The sequence below is a fragment of the Micromonospora sp. CNZ285 genome, assembly GCF_004637285.1.
Genome location: NZ_SPQD01000001.1, coordinates 1,045,884 through 1,060,838, shown reverse-complemented (window position 1 = coordinate 1,060,838; position 14,955 = coordinate 1,045,884). Strand labels below are relative to the sequence as shown.

Here is a 14,955-nt window from a genome sequence, read left to right as displayed (position 1 = left end):
CGGGGCCGGAACCCCGCGCGTGGGCTCAGCCGGTCCGGCCGGTGCCCAGGAAGTACAGGCCGGTGGTGGAGGCGCCGGAGAAGCCGTCCACCTTGGCCGGGTCGTACGCGGTGACGACCTTGGTGTGCAGGATCGGGTACAGCGGCACCTGGTCCGCCACCATGTCGAGGGCCTGCTTCCACAGCGCCTTGCGGGCCGTCTCGTCGGAGGTCTGCGCGGCCTTGTCCAGCAGGTCGCCCATGGCCTTGCGGTCGGCGTCGCTCCAGCGGTAGCGCTGGCCCGGCCAGGTCTCGCCGAAGTAGTACCAGCGCATCAGCAGGTCGGTGTCGACGCCGAAGACGCTCGGGTCACCGGTGGCCATGAGCACCCGGAAGGTGTCCTTGGGGACGATGTCGCCGTAGATGGCCGAGGACGGCACGGTGTTCAGCGTGGCGTTGACGCCGATCTTCTTCCACTGCTCGATGACCAGCGGAGCGACGTCCTTGACCACCGAGCTGTCGGTGGTGTCGAGCCGGAACGACAGGTTGGTGACGCCGGCCTCCTGGAGCAGGGCCTTGGCCTTGTCCGGGTTGTAGTCGTAGACGGTGGCGGCCTTCTGGTAGGCCTTGTTGCCCTCGTCGAGGTAGCTGGTCGCCGGGCTGCCGTAGCCGTTGAGCGCGGTCTTGATGACCGCCTCCTTGTCGATGGCGTAGTGCAGGGCCTGGCGCACCCGCTTGTCGCTGAACGGCGCGGCGGAGTTGTTGAACATGAGGAAGACCTGGTTGAAGGCCTGCTTCACGTCGATCGTGTACTTGTCCTTGAGCGAGTCCACGTTCAGGTACGGCACGGCCTCGATGGCCTGCACCCGGCCGCCCTGCAGGTCCGACACGCGGGCCGACGCCTCGGTGGTGGTGTTCCACGTCATCGTCTCGACCTTGGCGGCGCGCGGGCCGTTGTAGTTCGCGTTCTTGCTCAGCTTGATGCCGGATTCCTTGGACGCGCTGTCCACCTTGAACGGGCCGGACCCGATCGGGGCGGTGTCGAACGCCTTGGCCGCGGCAGCGTCACCGGTCTTCGCCTTGGGGACGATCTTGATGACCGCGATCCGCTCGCTGAACAGCGCGAACGGGTACTTCAGCGTGAACTCGACGGTCGTCGCGTCCTTGGCGGTGACGGTGTCCAGGAACGACACGAAGCCCTGCATCAGCGGCGGCGCCTTCGGGTCCGCGGGCTTGAGCACGCGGGTGAAGGACCAGGCCACGTCCTCGGCGGTGACCGGGGTGCCGTCGGAGAACTTCGCCCCGTCACGCAGCGTCACGGTGTAGGTCCGGCCGTCGGCCCCGGGGGTCGGGTCGCTCTTGGCCAGGGCGTTGTAGGGTTCCCGCGTGATCGGGTCGAGGTCGACGAGGCCCTCGAAGACGTGCTGGTTGACCGCTGTCGCCACGGCCGAGGAGGCGTTGCTGGGATCGAAACCGCTGGAGAGCGTGAAGGCCAGCGTGGCCTCGATGGACGTGCCCCCCTTCCCGTCGCCCACGGCGTTGGTCGAGGCGGGACCGCCACTGCAGGCCGCCAGCGCGACCGCGAGGCCGCCCGCGAGGGAGGCGACGGTCAGGGAGCGGACGCGGCCGCGCAGGGCGCGCCGGCTCCTCGACGGCTTACCGGTGGTGCTCACGTAGCTGCCTCCATAGGCTCTTCATGCGCTCGCGTGACCGCTCGCGCTCGGGGATGTGAAGCATAAGGTGTATGACGTCTGACGTCTGATGCCGGTAGGGTGAGGGTGTCAGATTCGGGAACGAAGGGCAAGGGGCAGATGACGACCATTGACGCCAGTCCGCTACGCGGCGCCGAGCGGCCGAGCCCTCGCCGGCAGGAGGTCGCCACCAGGATCAAGGAGTACATCCTGCGCAACCGCCTCAAGCCGGGGAACCTCCTGCCCACCGAGACGGAACTGTGCGAGGCCGTCGGCGCCAGCCGCTCCAGCGTCCGCGAGGCCGTGAAGATCCTCTCCGCGCTCGACATCGTGGAGGTGCGCCACGGCCACGGCACGTTCGTCGGCCGCATGTCCCTCAACGCCCTGGTGGAGAGCCTGACGTTCCGGGGCCTGCTCAGCGGCGAGGACGACCACCGCGTCCTGGCCCAGGTCGTCGACGTCCGCCAGACGCTGGAGCAGGGCCTGGCCGCCACCGTCATCGACGCCCTGGACGAGCAGCACCGCTCGGAGCTGTCCGCGCTCGCCGACGAGATGCACAGCCGCGCCGCCCGCGGCGAGGACTTCCTCGACGTCGACCGCGCGTTCCACCTGAAGCTGATGGAACCCCTCGGCAACGACCTGCTGGTCCAGCTCACCGAGGCGTTCTGGCAGGTGCAGGCCATCGTCGCGCCCACGCTGCAGACCGAGCCGGAGGACCGGGTCATCACCGCCCAGCGGCACCAGGCGATCGTCGCCGCCCTCACCGCCGCCGACGCGGCGGCGCTGCGCTCGGCCGTCGCCGAGCACTACGCGCCCATCCGGGCGAGCATCGCCCGCGCCGCACAGACCTGATGCGCCGTACGCCCGGACCTGTCGTTCGAGCCTGATCGAAGGTCTCTGTCCCGGCGCACGCGCCGCGCCGAAGCTGTCTTCTGACGGGCGCACCGGGCGCCCCGGACGGCCGAGGGGCATGTCATGGCGGTGGTGTCGCGTCGCGCGCGGTCCTGGTGGTACGCCATCGCGGTCCCCGCCGCTCTCGCGGCGGCGGTGGCCGGGGCGCTGGGCGCCCGCCCGGACATCACGCCGCCGCCCAGGGGTCACGGGCTGCCCGCTGCGAACGCGGCCGCCACGCCGGTCCCGCCCACCTCCGGTACGCCTGCCGAGGTGCGGTACGCCGCCACGCAGGTGCTGATCCGCGACTGCATGCAGCGGCGCGGGTTCCGCTACTGGCCGGTGCCCCGGCAGCCGGTGCCCGAGCTGCGCGAGTTCCCGTACGTCCTCGACGACGTCTCCTACGCCCGCCGGCACGGATACGGCGCCGCCCTGGAACGCCGGCTCCAGGAGGCGATGGCGGCCGACCCGAACGCGCGGTACGTCCGGGACCTGCCCCCGGAGCGCGGTGCCGCCGCCGTAGGCGCGGTGAACGGCGACCCCGGCGAGCCCGACGCCCTGCGCGCCACGCTGCCGGCCGGCGGCGTGCTGCGCCGCAGCAGTCACAGCTGCACCTCCGAGGCGGAGCGGCAGCTCTACCGCGACCTGCCCGCCTGGTACCGCGTCACCAGGATCACCGACAACCTGGCCGGCCTGCGCGTCGGCCGGGTGCTCGCCGACCCCCGCTACGCCGACGGCGTGACCGCGTGGCGGCGGTGCATGCGCGCCGCCGGGCACGACGTCGCCGACCCGGCGTCGGCCCGCGCGTCGGCGCCCGAGCCGGCGGCCGGCTCCGCCACGCCCGGCGAGATCCGGCTGGCGGTGGCCGAGGCGACCTGCGCGACGCGCACCGGGCTCGGCCCGCTCACCCGGCGGCTCGACGCCGAGCACCGCCGCGCCCTCGACAGGCGGTTCCACACCGAGGTCGCCGACCGGCTCCGGCTGGAGGCCGACGCGCTGCCGCGGGCGCGCGCCGTGCTGGCCGCCGGCTGACCCACCCCACGATGTCCGTGGCGGCCCGTCACGGAAGGACCCGACCGGAGGGAAACACCATGAGAGCAGTACGGTCCGTGCTGGCCGCAGTGGCCGCGGCGGCAGCCGCGCTGGCCTTCACCGCCACCGCCGCCCAGGCCGCACCCCGGCCGACCCCGCACGCGGACGCGGCGCAGCGTGCCGCCGCGGGCAGCGGCTACCTGTACGTCAGCCAGGACGCCAACTGGGCCGGCCGGTGGTGCTGGTGGTACAACGCCGACAACAACTGGGACACGATCAACACGGCGGAGAACGCCAACTGCGACAACAACAACCGGGCCAGCATGCGCAACCTGGCGTCCTCGGCCTGGAACGACTCGAACGGCGGCCGGCCGGTCGCCCTCTACATCCACCCCGACTACACCGGCGCGTACGCCTGTCTCGGCGCCGGCGAGGTGTGGGACAACCTCACCCAGCACACCTTCAACTGGGGCTCCACCCGGAGCGGCTACGGGCAGACCACAAACGACAACATCGCCTCCCATCGGTGGCGCACGAGTTGCAGCGCGGGCTGAGACACCGCGGGGCGGCAGCCGTACGGCTGCCGCCCCACCCGTTGACCCTCTAGTGATATATGTCAATGTCGCGGACGAGACTGAGCGCGGCAGCACGCGTCGGAACACTGTGCGTCATGGGGACGCTACGGATCCACTTCACGGCCGGGGATCTCAGCCGCACTCGGCTGGCGGCCCGGCCCGATCCGCTGTGGGAGACCGTCTGCAGCCTGCACCGCCTCCAGACCCGGGCCGGTTACGCGGGCTACGCCCGGTGGCACCGGCGGATCCGGCCGGACCTGGAGCGGGCCGGCCTCGTACCGGTCGTCCGCGAGCGGCTGCTGCCCCTCGCGCCGCTCAAGCGGTACTTCCCGGACTTCCTCACCCCCGGCCCGGTCACCGACCTCGACGAGGGGATCGACCTGGTGCTCGGCACCCCGCCCCGGCGGATCCGCACCGAACTGGGACGGATGGTGACGCCCGTCGACAGCGCCTGGATGCTCGACCTGGCCGCCGGCCGGCTCGCTGCCCGGCACGGCCTCGGCGACGCGCTGCGCTCATACTTCCGGGTCGCGCTCGCTCCGTACTGGACGCAGATCACCTCCGCCGTCTCCGGCGACCGGGCCCTGCGCGGGGCCTGGGTCCTCGACAACGGCGCCGGGCAGATCCTCGACGACCTGAGCCCGGAGACCTCCTGGGATCCGCCGGTGCTGTCCGTGCACGGCTACCCGGAGGACCGGGACATGCATCTGGACGGCCGGGGCATCACGCTGGTCCCGTCGTACTTCTGCTGGCACGCGCCGATCACGCTGGCCGACCCCGACCTGCCGCCGACGCTCGTCTATCCGGCACGCCGGCAGCGACCGGAACCGGCGCCGCCGGCCGGTCCGCAACGCCGGCTCGGCCCGCTGCTCGGCCACACCCGGGTGGCGGTCCTGCGCGCCGCCGCGACCGGCGCCACCACCGGCGAGCTGGCCCGGCGTGCCCGCATCTCGCCGGCCACCACCAGCCACCACACCACCATCCTGCGCGAGGCCGGGCTGATCACCAGCCAGCGGCACGGCAACCTGGTGCTGCACCGGCTCACCGCGATGGGCGAGGCGCTGCTCGGCGAGGCGTCCGGGCCGGACCGCTGACGACCGTCCAGGCCGGACGGACGACGTCGATCGGAACCGATCCTTGACGGGCCGGGGTGAACCGCCTAGCGTGCGGACATCGGACATCTGACGTCGGATAGCTCCGATTCCCCCTCCCCCGTCCCGGAAGGAACCACGTGTCCCCTCGCCGCGCCATACCGCGCCGCGCAACCGTCCTCGCGGCGGCCGCCCTCACCCTGCTCTCCGTACTGCCCGCCACCGCCGCCCAGGCCGCCGCCCCCGCCGGCGTGACCGCCACCGTCGGCGCCGACTGCACCGCCGGCCGGCTGCTGCTCGACCTCGACAACCGCAGCACCACCACGCAGACCTACACCGTCACCTGGCCCGGACGCACCGGCTCGCCGTGGACCCGCACTGTCGCCGCCGGCGCCGGCGCCGAGCTGTACTGGACGCTGGCCCCCGGCACGCCGTACACGCTGCGCACCACGACCCCGACCGGCCTGGACGACACCACCAGCGGCATCTTCCACTGCGGCACCGGCATGTCCGCGCTGGCCGGCTTCGACTGCACGAACGGCCGCCTCCAGCTCGCTTTGGAGAACCGCACCACGACCGCCCGGGACTTCACCGTCACCTGGCCCGGACGCACCGGCTCGCCGTGGACCCGCACCATCGCCGCCGGCGGCAACTTCCTGCACTACTGGACCGTCGGTGCCGGCACCCCGTACACGCTGCGGGTCACCGCGCCGGGCTTCGACACCACGCTGCGCGGCACCACCTCCTGCGACCTCGCCGCCGGCAACCCGCAACTCGCCACCACCACGCTGCTGACCACGCAGACCGTGATCCGCGACCTCAACGGGGCGGGCGGCCGGTACGACGGCACCGTCGCCTCGGTCCGCATCCCCGGCCTGGCCGTCACCAACAACGGCACCGTCGTCGCCGTGGCCGACGCCCGCGTCGACGGCTCGTACGACCTCGGCGGCGGCACCAACAACATCCAGATCGTGATGATCCGCAGCACCGACGGCGGGCGCACCTTCGAGCAGCCCCGCGTCATCCACGCCCCGCCCACCACCAGCGAGGGCGTCGGCGACCCCAGCCTGCTCGTGGACCGCGCCACCGGCGTCGTCTACTGCTTCTTCACCTACTCCCCCCGGCCCGGCATCAGCTTCTGGTCCGGCGGCTCCGGCCTGAACACCGCCGACGACCCGAACAGCATGCACCTGCGCTACATCACCAGCCGGGACAACGGCGCCACCTGGAGCGCGCCGGTCGAGCTGAACCCGGCCGTCAAGGACCCCACCTGGCGGCAGGTGTTCTTCTCCTCCGGCCACGGCATCCAGACCAGCACCGGCCGCCTGATCCAGCCGATCGCCTACCGGGACTCCGCGGGCACCAGCCACGCCGCGAACATCTACAGCGACGACCACGGCGCGACCTGGCGCCGCGGCGGATCCGCCGGCGGGAACATCAACGAGAGCAAGGCGATCGAGCGCGGCACCGGCGCGGTGGTGCAGAACATGCGGCACAACTCGACACGCAGCCGCTTCTACGCCACGTCCACCGACGGCGCGGCGACGTTCGGTACGGCGACGGCGAGCGCCCTGCTGCCCGACCCGCTCTGCAACGCCGACGAGATGTCCTACCTGCGCCCGGCCGAGGTCGGCGCGAACCGGGCGCCGGTACGCACCCGCACGGCGCTGTTCAGCAACAACGCGCACCCGACCGCGCGCAACGACCTCACCGTGCGGCTGTCCACCGACGACGGGGCGACCTGGCCGGCGCGGGCGCTGGTCAAGCCCGGCGGCGCCGGTTACTCGACGATGGCGGTCCTGGCCGACGGTACGGTCGGCAACCTGTACGAGGTGGGAAACACCGGCGGCATCTACTTCGCCCGGTTCAGCCTCGACTGGGTGAAGGGCGCCTGACCGCCGTGTCCCGCCCGGACAGCGGCGTCCGGGCGGGACACGGTCAGCGCTGCCAGCGGACCACGCCACCGACCACGGTGAGCGCCACGGTCAGGTCCCGCAGCCGCGCCGGCTCGACCCGGTACGGGTCGGTGGGCAGCACGATGAAGTCGGCGAGCATGCCGGGGCGCAGCCGGCCCTTCAGGTGCTCCTCGTAGGAGGCGTACGCGCCGGCCTCGGTGAAGCAGCGCAACGCCGCGTCCAGGTCGAGCCGCTCGTGCGGGTCGACGCCGCCGGGCGGGGTGCCGTCGGGCTGCTGCCGGGTCACCGCTGCGTGGATGCCGAAGAACGGGTCGGGGTCCTCCACCGGGGCGTCCGACCCGAACGCCACAGTCGCCCCGGCGTCGCGCAGGCTGCGCCAGGCGTACGAGGCCAGGCCCCGGCCGGCGAGCATCCGGGTGGTGAGCGGGATGTCGCTGGTGCAGTGGGTGGGCTGCATCGAGGCGATCACGCCGTGGCGGGCGAGCAGCGGCACGTCGTCCGGCAGCAGGTGCTGGGTGTGCTCGATCCGGTGCCGCAGCCGCGCCACCGGGCCCGGACCGGCCGACTCGCGCCAGCGCGCGTACGCCCGCAGCACCATCCGGTTCGCCGCGTCGCCGATGGCGTGCGCCGCCACCGCGATCCCGGCCCCGGCGGCGGTCGCCACCAGCCGCTCGAACTCCTCGGCCGGGGTGACGGCGATGCCGTGGTTGCCGGGCTCGCCGTCGTACGGCTCGGTCATCAGGCAGGTGTGCGAGCCGAGCGCGCCGTCGGTGAAGATCTTCACCGGGCCGGTGCTCAGCCAGCGGTCCCCGTCGCCGGTGGCCCAGCCGGCGTCGATCGCCTCGTCCAGCGCGGTGGCGGGGATCGTCTTGTGCACCCGCAGCGGCAGCTCGCCCCGCGCGTACAGCGTCTCGTAGGCGGCGCGGGCGTCCTGCCCGTCGAGGTCGTGGATGCCGGTCAGGCCGGCGGCGAGCAGCCGGGGCAGGTGGTCGCGCAGCTGCGTCACCAGGTCACCGGCGTGCGGGGAGCGCACCACCGCGTACGCCGCGTCGGCCGCCGCCTCGCGCAGGATGCCGGTCGGCTCTCCGTACTCGTCCCGCGCGATCTGCCCGCCGGGCGGGTCGGGGGTGGTGGCGTCGATGCCGAGGCGGGCCAGGGCGGCGGTGTTCACCCAGATGGTGTGGCCGTCGATGCTGGGCAGCGCCGCCGGCCGGTCCGGGCAGACCCGGTCCAGGTCGGTGCGGGCCGGCTGCACCGGCCGGGTCCATCTGTTGCTGTCCCACCCGCCGCCGAGCAGCCACGCGTCCGGCGGCAGCGTGGCGGCGTGTCCCGCGATCCGGGTCAGCGCCTCGTCGAGGCTCGCCGTGCCGCGCAGGTCCACCTGGTCCAGCCCGCGCACGTAGGACGCCGCGTGGATGTGGCTGTCGATCAGTCCGGGCAGCACGGCCATGCCGCCGAGGTCGACCCGGCGCGCGCCGCCGCCGGCCCGGTCCCGGCACTCGGCGAGGTCGCCGACGGCGACGATCCGCTCGCCGCGGACCAGCATCGCCTCGGCGTACGGACGGTCCGGGTCGAGGGTGTGGATGCGGGCGTTCTCGTAGACCGTGCCGCTCATGGGCTCCCCTGCCTCGGCGCTCGTACGGAGTGTCAGGACGTGCGGACCGGCGTCGTCTCCTCCGGCTCACCGGCCCGGTCCGCGCGGATCCGGTCGATGTGGTCGGCCAGCTCGTCGGTGATCAGCAGGTCCCGCCGGATGTCGTCGTGCGGGTACGCGGTCCGCCCGACCATGTGCGCCGCCACCGGGGCGGTGGCGAGCTGGAACAGGCCGACCAGGACCAGCGTGGTGATGTCCACCCCGGTACGCAGCCGCAGCGCGCAGCCGAGCAGCACCAGCAGCAGCCCGAGCACCTGCGGCTTGGCCGCCGCGTGCATCCGCGACAGCACGTCCGGGAAGCGGACCAGCGCGATGCCCGCGGCGAGGCAGAGCAGCGCGCCGGCGATCAGGCAGACGCCGGCGACGATGTCCAGGATCGCGTCGATCATCACTTCGTGCTTCTCCGGGACGCGAACCGGGCGACGCTCACCGAGCCGACGAAGCCGACGAGGGCGAGGACGACGAGGACCGGCAGCGCGGTGGCGTCCCGGCTGTAGGCCGCCTCGGTGGCGATGGCCGCGACCGCGACGGCGAGCAGCACGTCGGTGGCGACGGCCCGGTCGAGGATGGACGGCCCGCGGATGATGCGGACGAGGGTGAGTCCACCGGCCGCGACGAGCAGCGCGGTGACGATCACGGCGACGACGGTCACGTCGGTGCTCCTTCCAGTTCGACCGAACCGGCGGGTTCGGCCTCGTCGTGGCGGATCCGGTCGCGCTCCTCGGCCGAGCCGACGGCGGCGACGATGCGCGCCTCCAGCTCCAGCACGCTGCGCCGGAACCGTTCCACCTCGTCGGGGCTCCGGATTCCGATGACGTGCACGTAGAGCGTCCCGGTACTCCGGTCGGCCTCCAGGATGAGACTGCCCGGCACCAGCGACAGCGCCTCGGCGTTGAGGGTCAGGTTGAGGTCGGTGTTCACCCGCAGGCGCACCGCGATGATCGCCGAGTGCGGGTGCCCGGACCGGACGGCCAGCCAGGCCACCTGGGCGGACGCGACCACCAGGTCGTACAGGAAGCGGACCACGAACCGCAGCAGCGGTACCGGCCGGATCCGGCCGGCGAACGTGACAGGGGGAAGCGGGAAGACCACCAGCAGCACTGCCGCGACCACGAGTCCGCTGATCACATTGGCCCAACTGAAGGTGCCCCACAACAGCACCCAGACGGTGACCAGGCCGGTCACCGCGATGGCCCGGTTGCGCCAGCGGTCACGGCGGGTCAGCGGCGCTTTCGGCTGACTGGTCACGGCGGTCCCTCCGGGAACACGGCCTCGACGTACGGGGCACGGCGCAACAGGTCGTCGGCGGCGTCGGTGCTGATGTCGAACAGCGGCCCGGCCACCACCGTCAACGCCAGGCCGAGCACCACGAGGGCGGCGGTGGACACGGTCATCAGCCGGGGCAGCACCGCTCCGGCCGGCGACGGGCCGTCGTGCGGCTGCTCGGCGCCGTCGGTGCGGGCCGCCTGCTCGGCGTCACCGGGCTCCGGCATGTCCGCGTGCGGTGCCCGCCAGAAGGCGAGGTTCCACACCCGGGCGATGGCGTAGAGCGTGAGCAGGCTGGTGAGCAGTCCCCCGGCGACAAGCGACCAGGCCAGGAACCCGCCGTCGTCGACGCCGGCCTGGACCAGGCCGAGCTTGCCGAGGAACCCGGAGAACGGTGGTATGCCGGCCAGGTTCAGCGCGGGCACGAAGAACAGCACCGCCAGCAGTGGTGACAGCCGGGCCAGGCCGCCGAGGCGGTCCAGCGCGGTGCTGCCGCCGCGTCGTTCGACCAGGCCGGCGGCGAGGAACAGGGTGGTCTGGATGGTGATGTGGTGCACCACGTAGAAGATCGCCGCGGACAGGCCGAGCGGGGTGGTCAGGCCGACCCCGAACAGCATGTACCCGATGTGGCTGACCAGCGTGAACGACAGCAGCCGTTTGATGTCCGACTGCGCGACCGCGCCGAGGATGCCCACCACCATGGTCAGCGCCGCTATCACCATGAGCAGGTCGGCGGTGCGGCCGCCGGGGAACAGCAGCGTCTCGGTGCGGATGATCGCGTACACGCCGACCTTGGTGAGCAGACCGGCGAAGACCGCCGTCACCGGCGCGGGCGCGGTGGGGTAGCTGTCCGGCAGCCACGCGGACAGCGGGAACACCGCCGCCTTGATGCCGAAGGCGAGCAGCAGCATGCCCTGCAGCACCAGGCGGATGTCGTCGGGCAGCGCGTCCAGGCGGTCGGCGAGCTGCGCCAGGTTCAGCGTGCCGGTGGCGGAGTAGACCAGGCCGATCGCCACCAGGAAGATCAGCGACGAGAGCAGGCTGACCACGACGTACGTGGTGCCGGCCCGGATCCGCGTCTCGGTGCTGCCGAGCGTCAGCAGCACGTAGCTGGCGACGAGCAGGATCTCGAAGCCGACGTAGAGGTTGAACAGGTCGCCGGAGAGGAAGGCGTTGCACACGCCGGCGGTCAGCACCAGGTAGGTCGGGTGGTAGACCGACAGCGGCGTCTCCTCGTTGCCGTCGGCCATGCCCTGCCCGATGGAGTACACGAGCACGCACAGGGTGACCGAGGCGGACACGACGAGCATCAGCGCGGCGAGCTGGTCGGCGACGAGCACGATGCCCATCGGGGCGGCCCAGCCGCCCACCTCCACCACGAGCGGGCCGTCCAGCGAGGAGCGGACCAGGAGCATCGCGGCCACCGCGACGGTGGCGGTGAGCACGATGATGCTGACCCACCGCTGGGCGCGGGCCCGGCGGGCGAGCAGCAGGGTGAGGGCGGCGCCGAGCAGCGGCATCACCACGGGCAGCGGGACGAGCCAGGTCATCGGAGGGCCTCCGCCTCACCGGCGGCGAGCACCCGTGCCTCGGGGCTGCCGTCGAGCGTGTCGGCGGTGTCGGAGTCGGAGGTGCCCGGCCCCTCGTCCCGGTCGGCCAGCACCATGATCCGGCGGTCCTCGACATCGTCCTGCACCTCGTCGTGCCCGTTGAGGTGCCAGCTCCGGTAGGCCAGCGCGAGCAGGAACGCGGTCATGCCGAGCGTGATCACGATCGCGGTCAGCACCATCGCCTGCGGCAGCGGGTCGGACATGTCCTCCTCGGCGGTGGTGCCGACGATCGGCGGGCCGCCGGCCCGGCCGCCGGTGAGCAGCAGCAGGTTGGCGCCGTTGCCGAGCAGGATGACCCCCATCAGGACGCGGGTGAGGCTGCGTTCCAGCAGCAGGGTGACGCCGGTGGCGAACAGGACGCCGATGACCACGACGTAGACCAGGTTGGGGATGTTCGGGCTCACACCAGCTCCTCTTCCCGTACGCCGGCCGGTTCGGTCTCCTGTTCGTCGACCTCCTCCTGGCGGTCCATCTCGGCGCCCAGGCTGCGCAGGATGTCCAGGACGAGGCCGACCACGATCAGGTAGACGCCCACGTCGAAGAAGACCGACGTCACGAAGTGCACGTGGCCCAGCAGTGGCAGGTGGAAGTCGAGCGTCGCGCTCTGCAGGAACTCGCCGCCCAGCAGCATCGCGGCCACGCCGGTGCCGACCGCGACGAACAGGCCCGCGCCGAGCACCAGGCCGGCGTCGACCGGCGCGGCGCCGTTGAGTTCGGTACGCCCGCCCGCCAGGTATCGCACGGCGAGCCCCAGCCCGGCGACCAGCCCGGCGGCGAACCCGCCACCGGGGGCGTTGTGGCCGGAGAAGAGCAGGTAGATCGAGAACAGCAGGATGGCGTGGAAGAGCAGGCGGGTGACCACCTGGAGGATCACCGACTGCTGCCGGGAGGTCGCGCCACTGGTGAGCCAGCGCGGGCGCGACGACTGCTGCCGGCCCGCGCCGGGGATGCCGCTGCGCAGGTCCAGCGCGCGGGAGCCGCGGAAGATCAGACTGGCCACGCCGGTGGCGGCCACCACCAGCACGGCGATCTCGCCCATCGTGTCCCACGCCCGGATGTCGACGAGCGTCACGTTGACGACGTTCTTGCCGCCGCCGTAGGAGACAGCCTCCTCCGGGAAGCCGACCGAGATCGGCGTGGCGGTCCGGCTGCCCGCCGCCACGTACGCCATCCCGGCGGTGACCACGCCGACGGCGACGCCGAGCGCGACCCGGAACCGCCGGGTGGCGCGGATCGGGCGGGCCGAGAACCGGCGCGGCAGCCGCCGCAGCACCAGCACGAACATCACGATCGTGACGGTCTCCACCAGGAACTGGGTGAGCGCGAGATCGGGCGCGCCGTGCAGGATGAACATCAGCGCCGTGCCGTAGCCGGTCACGCCGACCAGGATCATCGCGGTCAGCCGGCGGCGGGCGCGCGCGGCCACCAGCGCCGCGACCACGATGACCGCGCCGGCGACCGCCTGCAACGGGGTGTCCCAGAGCTGGAACCGCCGGGCCCACGGCGCGCCGGCGAGCACCGCGCCGCCGGGCAGCACGACCAGCACCAGCAGGATGACGCCGAGGTAGAAGGGCAGCGAGCCGCGCTGGGTGGCGCCGGTCAGCTCCACCGCGGCGCGGTCGACCGCGCCGGCCAGCCGGTCGTAGCCGGTGGCGCCGTCGAACGGCAGCCGCGGCAGGTAGGGCCGGCGCCGGTGCAGCAGCAGGAACAGCCCGAGACCGGCGGTCACCGCCAGCGCCGACAGGCCCAGCGCCGGGGTCAGGCCGTGCCAGAGGGCCAGGTGGTAGCCGGGGTCGGCGGTCGGGAACTGATCGGCGTACGGGGCCAGCACCCGGTCCACCGCCGGGGCGAGCACGCCGACCGCGAGGCCGGCGAGGGCGAGCACCGCCGCCGGGCCGATGAAGGCCGGCTCGATCCGGTGCGGCCGGGTCTCCGCGACGCCGGGCTTGGCGGCGAACGCGCCCCAGAGGAACCGCGCGGTGTACGCGACGGTCAGCGCCGAGCCGGTCACCACCCCGGCGAGCACGACCAGTTCGGTGGCGCCGCCGTGCAGGAACGCCTCGAGCGCGGCTTCCTTGGCCACGAAGCCGATCAGCGGCGGCAGGCCCGCCATCGAGGCGGCCGCGAGTCCGGCGACCGCCGCCAGCACCGGCGCGCGCCGGCCCAGGCCGCTGAGCTCGCGCAGGTCACGGGTGCCGGTGACGTGGTCGACGACGCCGACGACGAGGAACAGTGTGGCTTTGAACAGGGCGTGCGCCAGCAGCATCGCGGCGCCGGCCAGCGCGGTGTCCCGGGTGCCCGCGCCGAGGATCACCATGAGCAGGCCGAGCTGGCTCACCGTGCCGTACGCCAGCAGCAGCTTCAGGTCGACCTGCCGCAGCGCCGTCCAGCCGCCGAGGAACAGCGTGATCAGGCCGCCGGCCAGCAGGACGCCGCGCCACACGGTGGTCTGGCCCACCGCCGGGCCCATGAGCGCGGCCAGGAAGACGCCCGCTTTGACCATCGCGGCGGCGTGCAGGTATGCGCTGACCGGCGTGGGCGCGGCCATCGCGCGCGGCAGCCAGAAGCTGAACGGGAAGATCGCCGACTTGCTGGTCACGCCGAGCAGGACGAGCACCAGCGCGACGGTGAGGTAGCCGCCCTCGGGCAGGTTCCCGGCGATCTCCGACCACCGGTACGAGCCGGCGTGCTGGCCGAGCATCACGAACCCGGCGAGCATCGCCAGGCCGCCCAGCGTGGTCACCAGCAGCGCCTGCATCGCGGCGCGCCGGCTGGCCCGCTTGGTCGGGTCGCTGCCGATCAGCAGGTACGAGAAGACGGTGGTGAGTTCCCAGAACACGTACAGCAGCAGCAGGTCGTCGGAGACGACCAGGCCGAGCATCGCGCCGGCGAACGCGACGAACACCGCGGCGAACCGGCCGAGGCCGGGATCGTCGGAGCGGAAGTAGCGCGCGCTGTAGGCCAGCACGAGGGCGCCGACCCCACCGACGAGCAGCACCAGCAGCCAGGACAGCGTGCCCATGCGCAGCGCGAGTTCCAGGCCGAGCTGCGGCACCCAGGTGACGGTCTCGACGACGGGCCGGCCCGCACGGACCGGTTCGGTGCGGGTCACCGCCCAGATCAGGGCCGCCGCCGGGACGGCCGCCAGCAGGTAGAGAGCCCGCCGACCAAGGAGGCGTACCAGCACGGGGGCGGTCACGGCTGCGAACGCATGGACCGCCACCAGAACCAGCACACACACTCCTCAAGAT

General features: G+C 72.9%; 13 protein-coding genes. 5 read left to right on the top strand and 8 right to left on the bottom strand.

Going from position 1 to position 14,955, the window contains the following annotated elements; all coding sequences use genetic code 11:
* Positions 1-25: 25 nt before the first annotated feature.
* Complete coding sequence (locus CLT75_RS04760; RefSeq protein WP_135239661.1) at positions 26-1,651, bottom strand: ABC transporter substrate-binding protein; 1,626 nt, start codon at positions 1,649-1,651, stop codon at positions 26-28.
* 138 nt (positions 1,652-1,789) lie between these two features.
* Here CLT75_RS04760 and CLT75_RS04755 point away from each other — a divergent pair, with 138 nt between their 5' ends.
* The 5 genes from CLT75_RS04755 (at position 1,790) to CLT75_RS04730 (ending at position 7,153) form a co-directional block, all read left to right on the top strand.
* Positions 1,790-2,521 carry an FCD domain-containing protein gene (locus CLT75_RS04755; protein WP_135239660.1) on the top strand — a complete coding sequence of 244 codons (732 nt, stop codon included), beginning with the start codon at positions 1,790-1,792 and terminating at the stop codon, positions 2,519-2,521.
* Between the two features lie 123 nt (positions 2,522-2,644).
* The gene (locus CLT75_RS04750; RefSeq protein WP_135239659.1) at positions 2,645-3,592 is read left to right on the top strand and encodes a hypothetical protein; all 948 of its coding nucleotides are present in this window, start codon (positions 2,645-2,647) and stop codon (positions 3,590-3,592) included.
* A 59-nt stretch (positions 3,593-3,651) separates the two neighbouring features.
* Positions 3,652-4,146, top strand: coding sequence for a hypothetical protein (locus CLT75_RS04745; protein ID WP_135239658.1), 495 nt, complete (start codon positions 3,652-3,654; stop codon positions 4,144-4,146).
* A gap of 116 nt (positions 4,147-4,262) precedes the next feature.
* Positions 4,263-5,261 (top strand): winged helix-turn-helix domain-containing protein, encoded by a 999-nt coding sequence (locus CLT75_RS04740; RefSeq protein ID WP_135239657.1) that lies wholly within the window; start codon positions 4,263-4,265, stop codon positions 5,259-5,261.
* Positions 5,262-5,398: 137 nt separating this feature from the next.
* Complete coding sequence (locus CLT75_RS04730; protein WP_167796875.1) at positions 5,399-7,153, top strand: exo-alpha-sialidase; 1,755 nt, start codon at positions 5,399-5,401, stop codon at positions 7,151-7,153.
* 43 nt (positions 7,154-7,196) lie between these two features.
* On the opposite strand, the gene CLT75_RS04725 is transcribed toward CLT75_RS04730, so the two are convergent.
* From CLT75_RS04725 to CLT75_RS04695, 7 genes are read right to left on the bottom strand one after another with little or no spacing between them, the layout of a single operon-like run.
* Positions 7,197-8,789, bottom strand: coding sequence for an amidohydrolase (locus CLT75_RS04725; RefSeq protein ID WP_135239655.1), 1,593 nt, complete (start codon positions 8,787-8,789; stop codon positions 7,197-7,199).
* A 32-nt stretch (positions 8,790-8,821) separates the two neighbouring features.
* Positions 8,822-9,220 carry a monovalent cation/H(+) antiporter subunit G gene (mnhG, locus tag CLT75_RS04720; RefSeq protein WP_135239654.1) on the bottom strand — a complete coding sequence of 133 codons (399 nt, stop codon included), beginning with the start codon at positions 9,218-9,220 and terminating at the stop codon, positions 8,822-8,824.
* A complete protein-coding gene (locus CLT75_RS04715) occupies positions 9,217-9,480 on the bottom strand; it encodes a monovalent cation/H+ antiporter complex subunit F (RefSeq protein WP_135239653.1) in 264 nt (87 codons plus the stop codon). Before CLT75_RS04715 ends, mnhG begins: the two co-directional genes overlap by 4 nt.
* Positions 9,477-10,076 (bottom strand): Na+/H+ antiporter subunit E, encoded by a 600-nt coding sequence (locus CLT75_RS04710; RefSeq protein WP_135239652.1) that lies wholly within the window; start codon positions 10,074-10,076, stop codon positions 9,477-9,479. Before CLT75_RS04710 ends, CLT75_RS04715 begins: the two co-directional genes overlap by 4 nt.
* The gene (locus CLT75_RS04705; RefSeq protein WP_135239651.1) at positions 10,073-11,644 is read right to left on the bottom strand and encodes a Na+/H+ antiporter subunit D; all 1,572 of its coding nucleotides are present in this window, start codon (positions 11,642-11,644) and stop codon (positions 10,073-10,075) included. The genes CLT75_RS04710 and CLT75_RS04705 overlap by 4 nt, the downstream gene beginning before the upstream one ends.
* Entirely contained in the window at positions 11,641-12,108 is a 468-nt protein-coding gene (locus CLT75_RS04700) for a Na(+)/H(+) antiporter subunit C (protein ID WP_135239650.1), read from the bottom strand. The genes CLT75_RS04705 and CLT75_RS04700 overlap by 4 nt, the downstream gene beginning before the upstream one ends.
* Positions 12,105-14,939, bottom strand: coding sequence for a Na+/H+ antiporter subunit A (locus tag CLT75_RS04695; RefSeq protein ID WP_135239649.1), 2,835 nt, complete (start codon positions 14,937-14,939; stop codon positions 12,105-12,107). The genes CLT75_RS04700 and CLT75_RS04695 overlap by 4 nt, the downstream gene beginning before the upstream one ends.
* Positions 14,940-14,955 lie beyond the last annotated feature (16 nt).

Excerpts from the sequence above, each read along its gene's own strand:
- CLT75_RS04755 (WP_135239660.1), top strand. The coding sequence starts at position 1,790 with ATGACGACCATTGACGCCAGTCCGCTACGCGGCGCCGAGCGGCCGAGC.
- CLT75_RS04750 (WP_135239659.1), top strand. The coding sequence starts at position 2,645 with ATGGCGGTGGTGTCGCGTCGCGCGCGGTCCTGGTGGTACGCCATCGCG.
- CLT75_RS04745 (WP_135239658.1), top strand. The coding sequence starts at position 3,652 with ATGAGAGCAGTACGGTCCGTGCTGGCCGCAGTGGCCGCGGCGGCAGCC.
- CLT75_RS04740 (WP_135239657.1), top strand. The coding sequence starts at position 4,263 with ATGGGGACGCTACGGATCCACTTCACGGCCGGGGATCTCAGCCGCACT.
- CLT75_RS04725 (WP_135239655.1), bottom strand. The coding sequence starts at position 8,789 with ATGAGCGGCACGGTCTACGAGAACGCCCGCATCCACACCCTCGACCCG.
- CLT75_RS04705 (WP_135239651.1), bottom strand. The coding sequence starts at position 11,644 with ATGACCTGGCTCGTCCCGCTGCCCGTGGTGATGCCGCTGCTCGGCGCC.